This is a genomic window from Vibrio sp. MMG023 (assembly GCF_021654215.1).
In the GTDB taxonomy this organism is placed as follows: Bacteria; Pseudomonadota; Gammaproteobacteria; order Enterobacterales; family Vibrionaceae; genus Vibrio; species Vibrio jasicida.
Window position 1 is genome coordinate 678,103 of the sequence record NZ_JAKFZP010000003.1, and the last position, 17,542, is coordinate 695,644.

The 17,542-nt window shown below is 45.5% G+C and carries 12 protein-coding genes; 9 read left to right on the forward strand and 3 right to left on the reverse strand.

The window, feature by feature from the left end; translation table 11 throughout:
• Nucleotides 1-93: 93 nt before the first annotated feature.
• On the reverse strand, nt 94-1,533 hold the full coding sequence (locus tag L1076_RS12750; RefSeq protein ID WP_104037657.1) for a DUF2867 domain-containing protein: 1,440 nt from the start codon (nt 1,531-1,533) through the stop codon (nt 94-96).
• 94 nt (nt 1,534-1,627) lie between these two features.
• On the opposite strand from L1076_RS12750, the gene L1076_RS12755 reads away from it, so the two are divergent.
• From L1076_RS12755 to fabV, 8 genes are all read left to right on the forward strand, one after another.
• Complete coding sequence (locus tag L1076_RS12755; RefSeq protein ID WP_038868720.1) at nt 1,628-3,004, forward strand: MATE family efflux transporter; 1,377 nt, start codon at nt 1,628-1,630, stop codon at nt 3,002-3,004.
• Between the two features lie 129 nt (nt 3,005-3,133).
• On the forward strand, nt 3,134-3,805 hold the full coding sequence (locus L1076_RS12760; RefSeq protein ID WP_038874609.1) for an ABC transporter ATP-binding protein: 672 nt from the start codon (nt 3,134-3,136) through the stop codon (nt 3,803-3,805).
• Nucleotides 3,786-6,239: an ABC transporter permease gene (locus tag L1076_RS12765; protein WP_039977378.1), complete on the forward strand. Its 2,454-nt coding sequence runs from the start codon at nt 3,786-3,788 to the stop codon at nt 6,237-6,239. Before L1076_RS12760 ends, L1076_RS12765 begins: the two co-directional genes overlap by 20 nt.
• Before the next feature lie 8 nt (nt 6,240-6,247).
• On the forward strand, nt 6,248-7,363 hold the full coding sequence (locus L1076_RS12770) for a lipocalin-like domain-containing protein (protein ID WP_038868755.1): 1,116 nt from the start codon (nt 6,248-6,250) through the stop codon (nt 7,361-7,363).
• Nucleotides 7,364-7,693: 330 nt separating this feature from the next.
• Entirely contained in the window at nt 7,694-8,863 is a 1,170-nt protein-coding gene (nhaA, locus tag L1076_RS12775) for a Na+/H+ antiporter NhaA (protein ID WP_038868717.1), read from the forward strand.
• Nucleotides 8,864-9,309: 446 nt separating this feature from the next.
• Nucleotides 9,310-9,936, forward strand: coding sequence for a TetR/AcrR family transcriptional regulator (locus L1076_RS12780; RefSeq protein ID WP_237303722.1), 627 nt, complete (start codon nt 9,310-9,312; stop codon nt 9,934-9,936).
• A 68-nt stretch (nt 9,937-10,004) separates the two neighbouring features.
• Nucleotides 10,005-12,290 (forward strand): acyl-CoA dehydrogenase, encoded by a 2,286-nt coding sequence (locus tag L1076_RS12785; RefSeq protein ID WP_237303723.1) that lies wholly within the window; start codon nt 10,005-10,007, stop codon nt 12,288-12,290.
• 180 nt (nt 12,291-12,470) lie between these two features.
• Nucleotides 12,471-13,673 (forward strand): enoyl-ACP reductase FabV, encoded by a 1,203-nt coding sequence (fabV, locus tag L1076_RS12790; protein ID WP_038868713.1) that lies wholly within the window; start codon nt 12,471-12,473, stop codon nt 13,671-13,673.
• Between the two features lie 103 nt (nt 13,674-13,776).
• On the opposite strand, the gene L1076_RS12795 is transcribed toward fabV, so the two are convergent.
• Together L1076_RS12795 and L1076_RS12800 are read right to left on the reverse strand one after the other, a co-directional pair.
• A complete protein-coding gene (locus L1076_RS12795; protein ID WP_038868712.1) occupies nt 13,777-15,459 on the reverse strand; it encodes an aspartate:alanine antiporter in 1,683 nt (560 codons plus the stop codon).
• A gap of 182 nt (nt 15,460-15,641) precedes the next feature.
• On the reverse strand, nt 15,642-15,908 hold the full coding sequence (locus L1076_RS12800) for a GrxA family glutaredoxin (protein WP_005428550.1): 267 nt from the start codon (nt 15,906-15,908) through the stop codon (nt 15,642-15,644).
• Nucleotides 15,909-16,267: 359 nt separating this feature from the next.
• Here L1076_RS12800 and L1076_RS12805 point away from each other — a divergent pair, with 359 nt between their 5' ends.
• The gene (locus L1076_RS12805) at nt 16,268-17,506 is read left to right on the forward strand and encodes an iron-containing alcohol dehydrogenase (protein WP_237303724.1); all 1,239 of its coding nucleotides are present in this window, start codon (nt 16,268-16,270) and stop codon (nt 17,504-17,506) included.
• Nucleotides 17,507-17,542 lie beyond the last annotated feature (36 nt).

The following is a 17,542-nucleotide window of genomic DNA, read 5'->3' on the forward strand; positions in this document are numbered from 1 at the left end:
GTTAATCAATATAGAACCTTTTCAATAGCACTCTCAAATAGCCTTTATCTGCTTTGTTTGAAAGTGCTATGAGAGGCCAAGCGCAATGGGGCGTTACTCCCGCTCTAGATGCTCTGCTTCTTTGGCGATCGCTTTTACCATACCTTTGAAGATGAATAGGTGTGCTGGCATCATCGCAAACCAGTAAAGCAAACCAGGGAAGCCTTGCGGGTGCCACCATGCGGTGATATCGAATTCGCGCTCTTCGCCATCGTCTTTGATTGTAATTTCTAAACGACCAAGTCCGGGACCTTTCATACCGAAAAACAGTGAGAGGAACTGGTTCTCTTCGCAGCGAATGACCTTCCATGAATCAATGAAATCACCTACTTTGAGCTCTGGCCCCGGTGGTGAAACTCGAATGGGTTTTCCTCCACCAAAGAAGATATCAAGCCACTCTCGGGTGCGCCAAAGGATGTTGGCAAAGTAATAGCCTTTTTCAGGGCTCCCGATCTTTTGTGCGACTTTCCAAAGTGATTCTGCAGAAGCTTTTGTCTTAATGCTTGCTCCTGCTTGTTTTGGATAATAGCCGTAGCCTGGTTGCCAACGTTTGAGAGCTGCTGGTTCAAACCCCCATACGTTACTACGCACAAAAGTTCCCTCCGTAGCGATGGTGTCCGCTACGGACTGTTCATAGCTGATTAACTCTTGTGGAAATCGCTCGTGAATGGCTTTGGTATTGGCAATGTAATCGTGCTCTAAACCAGCAAGCAGCGCTTTACCAATACTTGTGGGAACTGACGTCACAATGGCTAACCAATACGATGCCATTTTGGGTGTTAGCAGTGGCGTTGACCACAGTCTGTAAGGTTTCTTCGTGATTTTACAAATGACTTCAAATTGCTCGCGATAACTTAATGTATCCGGCCCACCAACTTCATAGATTTCACTTTCTGTTGGTTTGGTTTCTGCCAGTTCCAGCAAATAGTGATTGAGGTTGGGTAGGGCGATTGGGTTAGCTTTGGAGTCGACCCACTTAGGCGCAATCAGAATCGGCAGGTTATAGACGAAGTCACGCATGATCTCGAATGCCGCAGACCCTGGCCCAATAATCACGCCTGCGCGAAGCTCGGTAACAGGAACACCAGCCTGACGAATGATCTTCCCCGTCGCTTTACGTGCTGCTAAGTGTTGAGAGTTGCCGGTTTGAGGCTGAATCGCACTCAAGTAGATCACGTGTTCTACGCGACTTTTCTCAAGCGCATTGTTGAAGTTCTCTGCGAGGTTTAACTCGTACTCAACAAAGTCGTGACCTTGTGCCATACCATGCACAAGGAAGAACACCAAATCAAAATCATTTACGACTTCGAGCGTCGCTTCTGCGTCTGCGAGGTCTAAATAAGTGAGTGTGAGATTAGGGTGTGGCTGAGTTCGAGATTCTAAATAGTCAATATGACGAGCTGCTGCAGTGACGCTGTAACCTTTATCGATCAGTTGTGGAAGAAGTTGAGAGCCTATGTAGCCGGAAGCCCCGAGTACCAACACCTTTTTCATTATGAATCCTTTTATTACTGGTGGATTAGTCACCACTGGGTATAATCATGAGACACTTTTCCCGTTCTATCAATAAGTTGTCGTCGGAGCGAGCATGACTTTTTTCTCACAATTGGTTATTCATGCTGATAAGTCGTTTTTACGTCGACTATTTGCCATCGCATTACCCATAACTTTACAGAGCATGATGTTCTCCAGCCGAAGCTTGGTGGACGTACTGATGCTCGGTCAATTGGGAGAGGCGGAAATTGCTGCGGTCGGTGTTGCAGCAAGAGCGACATTTGTAACGACCATTATGTTACTTGGGGTGACAACGGGTGGAGCATTGCTTACGGCGCAGTATTGGGGGGCAGGTAATAAAGTCGGTGTGCGTCAGAGTACGTCGTTGACTTGGATGATTTCCATGGTATTCGCTGCCCTTACGGTGGTGTTATTCGTTCTGTTCCCAGAACCAATCATGCGCCTGACAACGGATTCGGAAGAGGTGATTCGACTTGGTGCTGATTATCTCGTTATTTCATCGGTTAGTATGTTTGCTGTAGCCTGTGTCGCAAGTATGGCTGTCGGTCTTCGAGCCATGCATCAACCCGGGCTTAGCACCTTTTTCAGTGGCATCGGCATTCTGTCCAACATCTTCCTTAACTGGGTGCTCATTTTTGGTCAATTTGGCTTTCCTGCGATGGGTATTAAAGGGGCTGCCATTGCCACCGTTATCAGTGGTGCTATTGAAGTAACTTGTTTATTCAGTTACCTGTGGTTTAAAAAACACATCATTGCGTTTTGTTTGGATGATATTCGTGCCAGCTTGGTGTTGGATAAAATTACACGTTTCTTGAAGCTCTCTCTTCCGACCACATTTAACTTCCTTGCTTGGGCGGGTGGTTTGTTTGCCTATCATGCGATTATGGGGCAAGCAGGCGTTCAAGGTTTAGCGGCATTGTCAGTAATGACGCCGGTAGAGTCAATTGCTCTAGCTATGATGATTGGTTCATCTAACGCTGCTGCAGTATTGGTGGGCAATCAATTGGGAGCGAAGAACTTTGGCCCTGTTTATTATCAAGCTTGGGCGACGGTGATCCTCAATGTGGCGATTGCTATCGTGGTGGCGATTTTACTTCTGTTTTCTAACCAACTTATTCTCGACGCCTTCAGTGCGTTGACACCAGAAACGCGCCACCTAGCTGAACAGTTTATGGTGATTCTTGCCGTCGGCGTGGTTCTTCGCTCTGTTCCTATGATGGCCATTGTCGGTGTGCTTCGTGCGGGTGGGGATGTGAAGTTTTGCTTGTACCAAGATCTGATTGCGCAATGGGTGATTAGCATTCCTCTTGCCGCCTTTGGTGCTATCTACCTAGGCTTTGAACCACAATGGGTTTACTTATTGTTTCTAACCGAGGAAGTGGTTAAGTGGGGGACATGTTTACACCGCATGGCGAGTAAGAAATGGATGAAAAATTTGATCGATGCTTAAGAAGGGTCGCGAGACAAGTTGCATTTGTAGTCTGATAGTGTGATCAACTATTCAAATTACTTCCTACCAACCGGATTTTAGTGTAGATTCTGATTCCAATTTTTAAACACCATTTGAGCGGCAAAATCAATGTTGAAACTGTCAGACCTATGTAAAGGCTATGTAGACGGGGGCGAATTTCATCCTGTACTACAAGGGGCAGAATTAACATTACAACAGGGTGAACAAGTTGCATTAATGGGAGAGAGTGGTTCTGGTAAGAGTACACTCCTTAATTTAATTGCAGGCCTTGATACCGCTGACTCTGGTGAGATCCAATACCCAAGTTTCGCGATGCACAGTGCTCCAGAGCGCTTAAGAACACTTTATCGTCGAAACAACATCGGCAACATCTTTCAGCAATTCAACCTGCTGCCTACTTTGAATATTGCAGATAACATCCGTTTCTGTCGCCAGTTAAAAGGCTTGCCTGAAGACAAAGGTTTATGGCGCCAAATTCTCTCTGCACTCGATCTTATGCCGCTTTTAGGGCGTTATCCAGAAGAGGTATCAGGTGGACAGCAGCAGCGCGCTGCGATTGCTCGTGCGCTGTATATGGAGCCGAAGATCTTACTTGCCGATGAGCCGACTGGTAGCTTAGATGAACGAAATGCTGAAGCGGTAATGCGCTTGTTGACCAGCCTTGCTCGTCAGCTTGAGTGTACGCTGTTGTTGGTGACGCACAGTGAAAAGGTCGCTGAGCACATGGAAGGCCGCATTCGTCTTCAAGGAGGGCAATTGCATGTTATGGCCCGTAGTTAAGGCGCTACTCGGTCATTACCGTCGTTACCCACTTCAAATTATTCTTGTTTGGCTTGGTTTAACCCTCGGAGTATCACTCCTTGTTGGTGTGACTTCAATTAACCAACACGCGAAACAGAGCTACGAAACTGGTGAGAAACTTTTTTCCAACCCTTTGCCTTACCGTATTCGTACTAAACACTCTGCAAACAAAATTCCTCAAGGCTTTTATATCCAGCTTCGTCGTGCTGGTTTTAATCAATGCGCACCATTTGATGTTCTACATTTAGACACCAACACCGATATAAGTTTGATGTTAGTGGGGGTTGACCCTGTTGCATTGCTGCCGCTACAGCAAGGTAAATCGCTTAAAGATCTTCCAATGCTGACGTTAATGAAGCCGCCATATCCAATCTTAGTCAGCCAAGATTTAGCTGCACATATGTCATGGAGCAATGGTGACTTTATTACGCTGAATGATGGCAGTCAGCTCGGGCCTTTGAAGGTTGATAGTGACAACTTGCTTTCTGGTACGCGTTTAGTCACGGACATCTCTCTATTAAGAATGCTGCAACGTAGTTCAGGATTGTCTGCGATTGCCTGTGGTGAAATGCCAGAGGAAAAAGTTCTAGCGCTAAAAAACATGCTACCTAATGGCATGACGTTGGTGCGCAATAGCCGTACAGAGTTAGAATCGCTTACTAAAGCGTTCCACATGAATTTAACGGCCATGGGAATGTTGTCCTTCCTTGTTGGTTTGTTTATCTTCTATCAAGCAATGTCTCTGTCTTTTATCCAACGTCAACGTTTAGTTGGTATTCTTCGCCAAACGGGCGTGAATGGCATGCAGCTCGCGCAGGCATTGATGTTAGAACTGACCATTCTAGTTTTGGTTGCATGGGCTTGTGGTAACTTCTTCGGGTTGATCTTAGCGAATGAACTGATTCCTGCAGTGTCATCCAGCTTAAGTGATTTATACGATGCCAACGTTGGTCTCACCATTGGTTGGTCATGGGAATCGAGTTTATATAGCTTGGCAATGTCGGCGTTGGGCGCTCTGATTTCTTGTTTATGGCCTTTGATTCGTTTGTTGAAATCACAACCCATCCGTCTTTCTTCTCGTTTATCTTTGATGCGCTTTGCTGGACGTGAGTTCTCTTGGCAGGCGTTTGCTGCTTGTGCTTTTTGTGTGGCGGCCGTTGCGGTTTATCAAGCTCCAAGAACGCAAGAGTCAGGTTTTGCTATCATCGCGCTAATGTTAATCAGCGTGGCGTTGTTTATGCCATTTTTGATGTGGCATATGTTCCAAAGTTTCTCTTATTCATTACGTTGGGTTCGTGTCCGTTGGTTCTTCGCTGATGCGGCGGCAAGCATGAGTTACCGAGGTGTTGCTACGATGGCCTTTATGCTGGCACTTGCGGCGAACATTGGTGTTGAGACCATGGTAGGCAGTTTCCGTGATACGACCGACAAATGGTTGAGCCAACGTCTTGCTGCAGATATCTACATCTACCCTACGAACAACTCAGCAGCTCGCATGAGTGCTTGGTTAAAAGAACAACCAGAGGTCGATACCGTTTGGTGGCGTTGGGAAAAAGATGTGCCTACGGAACGTGGAGCGCTTCAAGTAGTGAGTACAGGGGCTTCGGAAGGGGAACTTGATTCACTCACAGTAAAACTTGGCGTGCCTAATTATTGGTATCACTTACATCATTCAAAAAGTCTGATGGTCAGTGAGTCTATGGCATTGAAGCTCGACATTCGCCCTGGTGACTATATTGATCTTCAGCCACCGTTAGGCGGAGGGTGGCAAGTTGTTGGGGTGTACTACGACTATGGCAACCCCTACAACCAAGTGATGATGTCGCACCGAAATTGGCTGTATGCTTTTGCGGGCTCAGGTAACGTTGGGCTTGGCGTTTTACTTGAAGACAATGTTAATGGCGAAGGTTTGAAACGTCGCTTAGAAAACGTGTTCCGCTTGTCACAAGACCGAGTCTTCGACAACAACAATATCTATAACCAAGCCATGCGAGTGTTTGACCACACCTTTGCGATCGCGGGCACACTAGGCAACATTACATTGATTATTGCTGTGTTTGGCTTGTTCTTTGCCACCCTTGCTGGCGAGTTTTCACGGCAAAGGCACTTTTCTTTACTTCGTTGTATGGGCGTGTCGGGTAAAGAGCTTGTCCTCCTTGGTGGGTTACAGTTGTTTGCTTTTGGTATGATCTCCGCCATTATTGCCGTCCCGCTCGGATTAGCGTTGGCACATTTGATTGTTGATATCATTATTAAGCAATCTTTTGGCTGGTCTTTAGAGTTGCAAACGATCCCATGGGAGTATGTTCAGACGATTGCTTGGGCGATGTTTGCCATCATGATCGCGGGGGCATTGCCAGTGATCAGAATGATTAAGAGTACTCCGATGAAGTCGTTGAGGGATGCTCTGTGACGAAGAATATGAAGCCGAAAAAGATCTTCTCGATATCAGTGTTGGTGTTTATTGCTTTCATTGCATTAACGGGTGCGACACTGTATTTCACGCATTGGGCCGAAGCGACGGCAACGAAAGAGAGTGACATTAGCGCAGTACTACAAAGAGAAAGCAAAACGATCTTTGAACCAGTGTTGCCAGATGAACATGTCTCGCTTCCTCAGGATTTTCGCTTCCATCCAGATTATCAACATGAATGGTGGAATTACTTTGCCAAATTACAAGATAAGCATGGCAAGGTTTACAACGTTCAATGGAGCTACTTTAGAGTTGCAACAGATGAGCGTGATACCAGAGGTTGGCAAAATCCACAGCTTTTTATCTCCCATATTGTGATTAGCAATGGATCTAAAGTATGGAAAGAACAAAGAGTGGCGCGTGGTGGCATTGGACAAGCAGGAATGACAAATCGCCCGTTCCGTCTGTGGATAGATAATTGGACGTGGCGAGCGTTAGGTTCTACGCCGTTTCCGGGTAACTTAGAGGTGACAACGGATACCTTTGGTATGGATTTAAATACCACTACTAGCGGCCCGTTCGTCGTGAATGGCGATAAAGGCTTTCAAGTTAAGCACGCGCTCCAATCTGTCGCATCCTTTAGCTTCAGTGCGCCTTTCTTAAATGTAAAAGGCAACCTAACCTTAAATGGTCGGGATATTGAAGTGACAGGGGCTGCGTGGACGCAAAAAGAGTGGGGTAGTGGCCTAATCGGTGAAGGGCAACAAGGCTGGGACTGGTTTGTTTTCAATCTTGATGATGGACGAGCACTTACGGTGAGTCGCTATCGTCATCATGGACAGGTTCCCCATCTGTTTGGCACTTTAGCGACACGTTCCGGTAAGGTGATCAACTTAACTGAGAAAGAATTAACCATGACACCTTTGCAGGTCACTGGCTTATCAAACGGAAGAAGGCTACCGCTGCAATGGATCATTAATGTCCCCGAGCACAACATCAATTTGACGACGAGAATCATAAAATCGGACATGTGGCTTCCGTTTGTGATCCCTTATTGGGAAGGACCGATACTCGCATCGGGTTCCAATGAGGCGTGGGGATTTATGCAACTCACCGGTTACTAAAAAGAACAGAAAGCCACCTCATCAAAGGTGGCTTTTTTATCGTTGAAACACGCAGTTTTCGTCGTAAAACTGCATGTTAATCACGAAAATCAGTCACATATTATACTAAGTTAATAGTAATCTATGTGAATACATAGACTTATAGGGAGATTGTCAGGTCTTGTAAATTTATATGTTCTTGTTGAAAAATACGATGTGTCGTAAAGAATACATCGGAAAAATCGAAGTTTATACTCTGAACAAGCGATTATTCTAAAATTTTCAGCAGCTATACACTCTCATCATTCTTTGTTAATCGTTTATTAAGATAATAAATATAAGGGCGAAATCATGAACGATGTCATTCGTGACTTTTTCAAAATGGAATCCGCTGGTGGTATTCTTCTGGTAATTGCTGCGGCAATTGCGATGACCATTGCTAACACCCCACTTGGCGAAACTTATCAAGCTATGCTGCATACTTATGTATTTGGTATGTCAGTATCCCATTGGATCAACGATGGCCTTATGGCTGTGTTCTTCCTACTAATCGGTCTTGAAGTAAAGCGTGAGCTACTTGAAGGCGCACTAAAATCGAAAGAAACCGCAATCTTCCCGGCAATTGCTGCGGTTGGCGGCATGTTGGCTCCTGCACTCGTTTACGTTGCTTTCAATGCTGGCGACCCTGAAGCGATTTCTGGTTGGGCAATTCCAGCGGCGACAGATATCGCATTTGCGCTTGGTATCATGGCGTTACTAGGTAAACGTGTGCCAATCGCTTTGAAGGTGTTCCTGCTTGCACTTGCAATCATTGACGACCTTGGTGTTGTTGTGATCATCGCGTTGTTCTACACCGGTGACCTATCAACAATGGCCTTGTTAGTTGGTTTTGCGATGACTGGCTTGCTCTTTATGCTGAATGCAAAAGGGGTGACTAAGCTAACACCGTATATGATCGTTGGTGCTATTCTCTGGTTCGCGGTTCTGAAATCTGGTGTCCATGCAACATTGGCAGGTGTGGTGATCGGTTTTGCTATTCCACTGAAAGGTAAGCAGGGTGAACACTCTCCACTAAAACACATGGAGCATGCACTTCACCCATATGTAGCATTCGGTATTCTTCCTCTATTCGCGTTCGCAAACGCAGGTATCTCATTAGAGGGTGTATCGATGTCAGGTCTGACTTCAATGTTGCCATTAGGTATTGCACTGGGTCTGTTGGTTGGTAAACCTCTGGGTATCTTCACATTCAGTTGGGCGGCAGTGAAACTAGGTATTGCTAAGCTGCCGAAAGGCGTGAACTTTATGCATATCTTTGCGGTGTCAGTGTTGTGTGGTATCGGCTTTACGATGTCTATCTTCATCTCATCATTGGCGTTTGCAAACGTGAGTCCTGAGTTTGACACTTATGCTCGACTAGGCATCTTGATGGGCTCTACCACTGCCGCTGTACTTGGCTATGCGTTACTGCACTTCTCGTTGCCAAAGCAGGCGTCAGAAGAGGTTGCTGAGGAATACTAAAGCGAACCGCTTTTAGAGCAGCAATTTGAAATACGAAAACCTCTCAATTGAGAGGTTTTTTTATATCTTGGATTTACTATTTGCTAGTGCATAGCGGGGAACGACAGACGAAAAAAAGCCCAGAAGAAAATTTATCTGGGCGGATACAAACATAGGAGTTAATAAGAAAAAGCAGCAATGTAACAACCAGAAAGAAACAAGTTTGACGGCCTGAAAAACTTTAAATGCCCTAGTTGTTACAGTAATTCAGACCGAGCTAATTCCATTCAGTTCCATTTTTTTTAGAAGTTTTTTTCACAAAATAATATTCGCTTTAAATTCATTCCTTTACGCCTGCACTTTCTATGTCTGGTCAGACCAATGCTTGAAAATGTGATGTTAATCGTTTGTTAATCTGTCGTTTCGGGAGTATATTTTCAAACAGTTGTTTAATACGAGTGATTGAAATGGCCCCGAGAAGTACAACAAAAGAAAAAATACTCGATGTAGCAGAAGGACTATTTGCAGAATACGGCTTCAATGACACATCACTAAGAACCATTACTGGTAAGGCAAACGTAAACCTTGCTTCGGTAAACTACCATTTTGGCGATAAAAAGACGCTCGTTAGAGCCGTTTTAGACCGCTATTTAGAAGCGTTAATGCCGAGCATTAAAACATCTCTGATAGAGCTAAACACCCGTGACGATTACAACATGGATGAGGTATTCGAATCGTTGCGCTTACCCTTACGGGCGTTAAATGATGTGCGACCAAACGGTACTGCCTTGTTTATGTTGTTGATAGGGCGAGGTTACACCGATGTGCAGGGACACTTGCGCTGGTTTATCAGCACCAGATATGACGAAGTGCTGAAATTGTTTATGTTCTCCATAGGCAAAGCAAACCCTGAACTAACAGAAGAACAGCTGTTTTGGCGATTACACTTTACCCTTGGAACTTGTGTTTTCACCATGGCATCTAGTCAAGCGCTAACGGAAATTGCGGAAAGTAAATTCCAAAAAGGCGTCGATGCGAAGTCTGTCGTCGACCTACTGATTCCATACCTGTCGGCAGGAATGTCCGCCAAGTAAACCTGATTAAATCAATAAAAAGAAAAGTGAAAGCCGCGAGCGGTAATGTGAACAAAAGGATCTGAACTATGAGCTCTCTACGAAGAAAATGGATTAGTGACCCAGCATTTAAAATGTTTAAGAAAGTACTGCCACCATTGTCGAGTACGGAAAAAGAGGCAATGGAAGCCGGTAGTGTATGGTGGGATGCCGAGTTGTTTTCTGGCAAGCCTAACTTTACAACGCTTCATCACTACCCAAAACCAGCACTGACGTCTGAAGAACAAGCCTTCATGGACAATGAACTTGAGACGTTACTTGAAATGCTAAACGATCAGCAGATCGTAAAAGATGACCGTGATTTACCACCTGAAGTCTGGGATTTCTTACGTAAAGAGCGTTTCTTCTCCCTGATCATTTCAAAAGAATACGGCGGCCGAGAGTTTTCTGCACTTGCAAACTCAACCATCGTATCTCGTATTGCCACACGAAGCATCAGCGCAGCCGTATCAGTCATGGTGCCAAACTCTCTTGGCCCAGGTGAGCTACTTTCTCACTATGGTACTCAAGAGCAAAAAGACTACTGGCTACCACGTCTCGCTGACGGTACGGATATTCCATGTTTTGCCTTAACCGGCCCTGAAGCTGGCTCAGATGCAGGCGGTATTCCAGACCAAGGCGTAGTTTGTTACGGCACGCACGAGGGTGAAGAAGTTCTTGGTATCCGTGTTAGTTGGAACAAGCGTTATATTACCCTAGCACCTGTTGCGACTGTTCTTGGTCTCGCATTCAAACTCCAAGACCCAGATGGCCTGCTTGGCGACAAGAAAGATGTGGGTATTACCTGTGCATTGATTCCTGCTGATCACGAAGGTGTGGAAATTGGTGAGCGTCACGATCCGCTCGGTTCTGCGTTTATGAACGGTCCAACACGTGGTAACGATGTGTTCATTCCTATGGACTGGCTAATTGGTGGCTCAGAGTACGCGGGTAAAGGTTGGCGTATGTTGGTGGAATGTTTGTCGGCAGGACGTGGTATTTCCCTTCCTGCGCTCGGCACCGCGATCGGTCACCTTACCACACGAACCACAGGCGCTTACGCATATGTCCGTAAACAGTTTGGTATGTCCATCGGTAAATTTGAAGGTGTCGCTGAGGCGATGGGACGCATTGGTGGTTTAACTTATCTACTTGAAGCAACACGTACTTTGACGACGACGTCTCTTGATATGAAAGAGAAACCAGGCATCGTGACAGCTATTGCTAAATACCACATGACGGAAATGGCCCGTACTATCCTGAACGATTCTTTCGATATCCATGCGGGACGCGCGATTCAAGATGGTCCAATGAACTACCTAGCGAAGCATTATCTAGGCATTCCTGTTGCTATCACCGTCGAAGGTGCAAATATTTTGACTCGCAACCTAATGATTTTCGGTCAAGGTGCGACACGTTGTCATCCATACGTACTGAAAGAGATGGAAGCAGCGGCCAACCCAGATTCGAAAGAAGGTGCGAAAGAGTTTGATGATCTGCTGTTTAAGCACATTAAACATGCCACGGGTAACACCTTTGGCGCACTTGGCGCAGCGCTAACTGGTTCTCGTTTTGTTAAGGCGCACATGAGCGGCCCTACGCAGCAATATTACAAGGACATTACTCGTCTAAGCCGTGCGCTAGCCGTAAGTGCTGACTTTGCGATGCTGACGCTTGGCGGTGATTTAAAACGTAAAGAGATGATCTCTGCTCGTTTGGGTGATGGCCTAAGCTACCTGTATATGGCATCAGCCGCGTTGAAGAAGTACGAAGATGAAGGTCGACAACAGGGTGATCTAAACTTTGTCCATTACGCGGTACAGCACTGCTTATACAATGCGTCTAAGTCACTGAATGAAGCGTACTCAAACTTCCCTGTGAAATACGTAGGTGGTGTCCTTAAAGGCTTGTTATTCCCACTTGGTAATCACTTCAAAGCACCGAGTGATGAACTGTGTGTAGGTCTGGCAGAGGCTATGATGACCCCAGGCGCTCAGCGTGACCGTCTGACGCACCTTTGTTACATCGGTAAAGACGAAGACGACAGTGTGGGTTTGATGGAGCGTGCATTTTTAGCGATGTATGACGTTAAGCCATTAGAGCGCAAACTGATGAAGGCGGCTAAAGATGGCAAAGTTGCACGTAAAGGTCTACTACATGACCGCCTACAGCAAGCGTTTGAAGAAGGTGTGTTAACTGAGCAAGAAATAGATCAGATTATGGCGGCGGATAAGCTGCGTTACAAAGCAATTCAAGTTGACCACTTTAGCCATGACTTCTCAGAAGTTCGTACTAATGTGACGACGAAAAAATCGCATTTGAATTCAGCGGCATAACGTCCACACTAAAATGTTCGAAATAAGCACCTCAGCCGAGGTGCTTATTTGTTTCTATCGGTCATAAATGATGCTGTGAGTGCTCCAACCACTTGCATTTTCGCAGCATTTTTACAGAAATTAGGTGCGAAGTAGGGCTGAACCTTTTATCCTAGCAACGTTTTTTAAAGGAAGTTGAATATGATCATCAAACCTAGAATTCGTGGATTTATCTGTACTACTACGCACCCAGTGGGTTGTGAAGCTAACGTAAAAGAACAAATTGCTTACACTAAAGCACAAGGCCCAATTAAAAACGCTCCAAAACGCGTTCTCGTTGTGGGTGCATCAAGTGGCTACGGCCTATCTTCTCGTATCGCTGCGGCATTTGGTGGCGATGCTTCAACTATCGGTGTTTTCTTCGAAAAAGAAGGCACGGAGAAGAAGCCAGGTACAGCAGGTTTTTACAATTCTGTTGCATTTGAAAAGCTAGCTCGTGAAGAGGGTCTATACGCGAAAAGCCTAAACGGTGACGCGTTCTCAAATGAAGCAAAACAGAAAACAATCGATCTGATCAAAGAAGACCTTGGTCAGGTAGATATGGTGGTTTACTCACTGGCTTCTCCAGTACGTAAAATGCCAGAAACGGGTGAACTGATTCGTTCAGCACTTAAGCCTATCGGTGAGACATACACGTCGACCGCTGTTGATACCAACAAAGACGTCATCATCGAAGCAAGCGTAGAGCCTGCAACTGAGCAAGAAATCCAAGATACAATAACCGTGATGGGCGGTGAAGATTGGGAACTATGGATTAATGCACTATCAGACGCTGGCGTGCTAGCAGATGGCTGTAAAACAGTCGCATACAGCTACATCGGTACTGAGCTAACTTGGCCGATCTACTGGGATGGCGCTCTAGGTAAAGCGAAAATGGACCTAGATCGTGCATCAGCAGCACTGAACGAGAAACTGTCTGCAACTGGCGGTAGCGCAAACGTAGCGGTACTTAAGTCTGTTGTGACTCAAGCAAGTTCTGCAATTCCTGTAATGCCTCTATACATCGCAATGGTATTCAAGAAAATGCGCGAAGAAGGCGTACATGAAGGTTGTATGGAACAAATCTTCCGCATGTTCAGTCAACGTCTTTACAAAGAAGACGGCAGCGCTGCAGAAGTAGATGAAGTGAACCGCCTACGTCTGGATGATTGGGAACTGCGTGAAGACATCCAACAACACTGTCGTGACCTATGGCCACAGATCACGTCTGAAAACCTAAAAGAGCTAACTGACTACGTTGAGTACAAAGAAGAGTTCTTGAAGCTATTCGGCTTTGGTGTTGACGGTGTGGATTACGAAGCAGACGTGAACCCAGCAGTAGAAACAGATTTCACACAAATCTAATCGTTTCTAACGGAATTGAAAAGGCGCTCAATGAGCGCCTTTTTTCTGTCTAGAATCTTTGAATAAGGAGCGCTAACTGATCTGTAACGCTCATTCATTGTGATTAACTCAGAATAATCAGAATGGTACCAGCTAGGGTCATCAAGATATTGGCTATCGCGTACGTACCTGCGTAACCAAGCGCAGGAATTGTCGACTTAGCGTATTCGTTCACTACGTCCATTGCTGGAGCACACGTACGAGCTCCGATAATAGCACCAAAGAGTAGGGCGCGGTTCATCTTAAGCACGTAAGCGCCAACTAGATATGCAAGAACAACCGGCACTACGCTTACAATAAATGCTAAACCAATGATCTGTGGACCAACTTGAGTCAAGTGCTCGAACATCTTGCCACCAGCACTTAAGCCTATTCCGACCATAAAGAACATCAAACCTAAATCTTTGACCATATTTAACGCCCCTTGCGGAACATAACCGAAAGTAGGGTGGTTTGCTCGTAGGAAGCCCAGCGTGATGCCTGAAAGTAATAGGCCGACTGCGTTACCTAAGCTGAATGACACTTGACCAAACGTCATGGTCACCAAGCCAAACATAATGCCCAGAATAAAGAAGCTACAAAACGCGAGTAAATCTGCCATTTGGCTGTGGATCGAGATGAAACCGATTTTCTCAGCGAGACCATGTACACGGCTCTTTTCACCACTCACCTGAAGGACATCACCTTTAGCGAGAACAATGTCTAAATCCATCGGCATTTCAATTTGAGCACGCACTACGCGGTTTAAGAAACAGCCGAATTCAGATAGGTTCAAATCAGACAAGCGTTTGCCTGCAATGGCATCGCTCTTAACCACGATCTCTTCTTCGACTATTCGAAGGTCAAGCAGGTTTCGGTCGAATACTTCTTTACCGTTGCGGAAGCTAGGGTCAAGACGCGCATGGCTGTCTGGGAAGCCTACTAGTGCGATTTCGTCACCTTCTTGCAGGATTGCATCACCGTCTGGGTGGGCAAGAATGCCGTTACGACGAATACGTTCTATGTAACAACCCGTCTGGCGGTAAATGCCCAACTCACGAAGGTTCTTACCATCTGTCCAGTCAATCAGCTCAGGGCCAACACGGTACGCACGGATAATGGGTAAATACACCTTTCTTTGACTAGAACTCCCTAAGCCGCGTTCTTGTGCGATTTGTTGAGCTGAGTCGGATAGGTTTTGTTTTTGCAATTTAGGCAGCAGTTTGGCAAACATGATCATGCTGATCAAACCGACCAGATAAGCCATGGCATAACCAACCGATAGATTTTCTAATACGAGAGAAAAATCCATGTTACGCGGAATGGTAGCAAGACCAGAGTTTAATGCATCTTGTGCACCTACCAGAACAGGCGTTGCGGTAAGGGCACCCGCCATCATACCGGCAGATAAGCCAAAATCTAGGCCCATATAATGGCTACAGAAATAAGTTAAGCCGACAGCCGAGACCAACACGGTCATGCTCAAAATGAAGTAATGCTTACCATCTCGGAAGAAGATACCGAAGAAGTTAGGCCCAGCTTCGATACCTACACAGTAGATAAACAGCATAAAGCCAATCGTTAGCGCTTCTGCGTTAAATGAGAAGCCGAGGTGTCCCATGATAAGCGAGGTAATGAGCACGCCAATAGAGTTGCCTAACTGCAGCTTTCCAAAGCGAATTTTGCCAATGGCAAGACCAATTGCTAATACGACGAAGATTAGAAGAATGGGGTTTTGTTCAAGAAGATGTACGACGTCTATGTTCACTGTGTGGCTCGGTAAAGTGTGTGCCAAAGAAAAAGATTAAGAATTGCGAATTGTAACTAAATATAGCAAAAAGATAAGTGAATTTTTTTAGGTTTTACTATTACTTGACGTAAGGGAATAACATTTTGAATACATAATAAAAAAGCCGCTACTAGCGGCTTTTAAAAATTCAGTTATTCGAATTACTCGTCGAATAGACCTAGGTGCTCTTTTGCGTAAGCTTCAAAGTCATCACAACCACCGATGTGCGTTTGGTCGATGAAGATTTGAGGAACAGTTTCTACTGGCTTACCAACTGTTTTCTCTAGGTCAGCTTTAGAAATCCCTTCAGCGTGGATGTCTACGTAGCGGTAGTTGAAATCATCACGTTTTGCCTTAAGTGTTTCAGCGTGCTCTTTAGCACGAACACAGAAAGGACATGCAGGGCGACCAAAGATAACTACGAACATAATCTTATTTCTCCTAAATCTATTCTTATTGAAAGCGAACGAAAACGTCAATGCTGCGATTCGCTCTCGTATGTTGGGACAACTATGCCCGATCCAGAACCGGAAATAAAGCAGCAAATGCCTCTTGTTTCGATAGGCGAAATCTATCGTATAAAAACTAAACACGCACTAAGCTTAAAGCCAAGAAAAGTCACTTTTAGAACAAAAGTTAATCGATCTTTGGGCTTAGCTAACTCTGTGAAGTGACGCATAAAAACACACATTTTGAAGGGTTAATGGCGGCAAGGTGCACTCGGTCAACTTTTTTTTGCGCAAAGCATAGCAATCTAGTCTGAGTTGTTGTTTTGGGGAGGAAGTGTATGTTTCAGTTTATGACTGCAACAAGGATTATCTTCGGCGAAGGGGCGCTTCAATCTTCGTTGTCTGTAATCAATCAATTTGGCTACAGCGTATTACTGGTGACAGGTAAAGACACGCAACGTGCCACACCGATCATTAATTATCTTAAAGCGCAGAATATGCGTTATCAGCATGTCGCTATAAATGGTGAGCCTAATATCACCATGGTGGAAGAAACTGCCATTCTAGGACGAAAGTTTCAGCCGGATATAGTCGTTGCCATTGGGGGAGGCAGCGTGATTGATATGGGGAAAGCGCTGGCTGCTATTATCCCAAATCAAGGGGATGTGTATGACTACGTTGAAGTTGTTGGTCGAAACGTCCCATTAAAAACCAAACCGATTCATTTTATTGCTATCCCTACCACGGCAAGCACAGGTTCCGAAGTGACTCGTAACGCAGTGCTCAAATCTGGGCAAGACCAAGTCAAGGTTAGTTTACGCAGTCCGGAGATGTTAGCGGATGTCGCTATTGTGGATCCCACCTTAACTTATGGTACGGATCAATACACATCTGGAAGGGGAGCGATGGATGCTTTCACTCATTTGATGGAAGCGTATGTATGCGGTGACCCTAACCCTTTAACTGATATGGTGTGCGAAGAGGGGCTCAGACGGCTAAGCCGCTCTGTCATGGCTGGTTGTAAGCAAGATAATCATAAGGCGAGATCAGATTTGTCTTTCGCTGCCTTGTTGGGAGGAATGGCGATCACTAATGCTAAACTAGGTGCTGCGCATGGTTTAGCTTCGGCATTAGGTGGAAAGTTAGATGCCCCCCATAGTGTGATTACTGCAAGATTGGCGCCGCACGTAATGCAAGAGAACATAAAGGCAGCAAAGCAAGCGGGCAGAGCGGATGTGATCAGTCGCTATAGGAGGTTGGCACAACTTGTCACGGATAGAACGAATGCGAATGAACATGACGGTGTGCTATGGGTGAAAATGGTGCTCGATAAACTTGAGTTGCCTCATCTTGGTAAGTTTGGGGTTTGCCAAACCTCTTTTGAACAAGTGGCCGATGACGCCCTCATGTCCGTTGCTATTAAAGGAAATCCTCTTCCGCTCAATCAAGACCGATTAGTCTATATCTTACGTCAAGTGTGCGATTGTAGCGGGGAATGCATGGAAGAAAGCAAGCTTCATGCTAGTTCAGTTGAAATTCTTGAATCACACTCAGATCTCTCTAGTGTCAACGATTGACTGAGATAGCGAATGCGGTTATCTGTACAAAAAAAG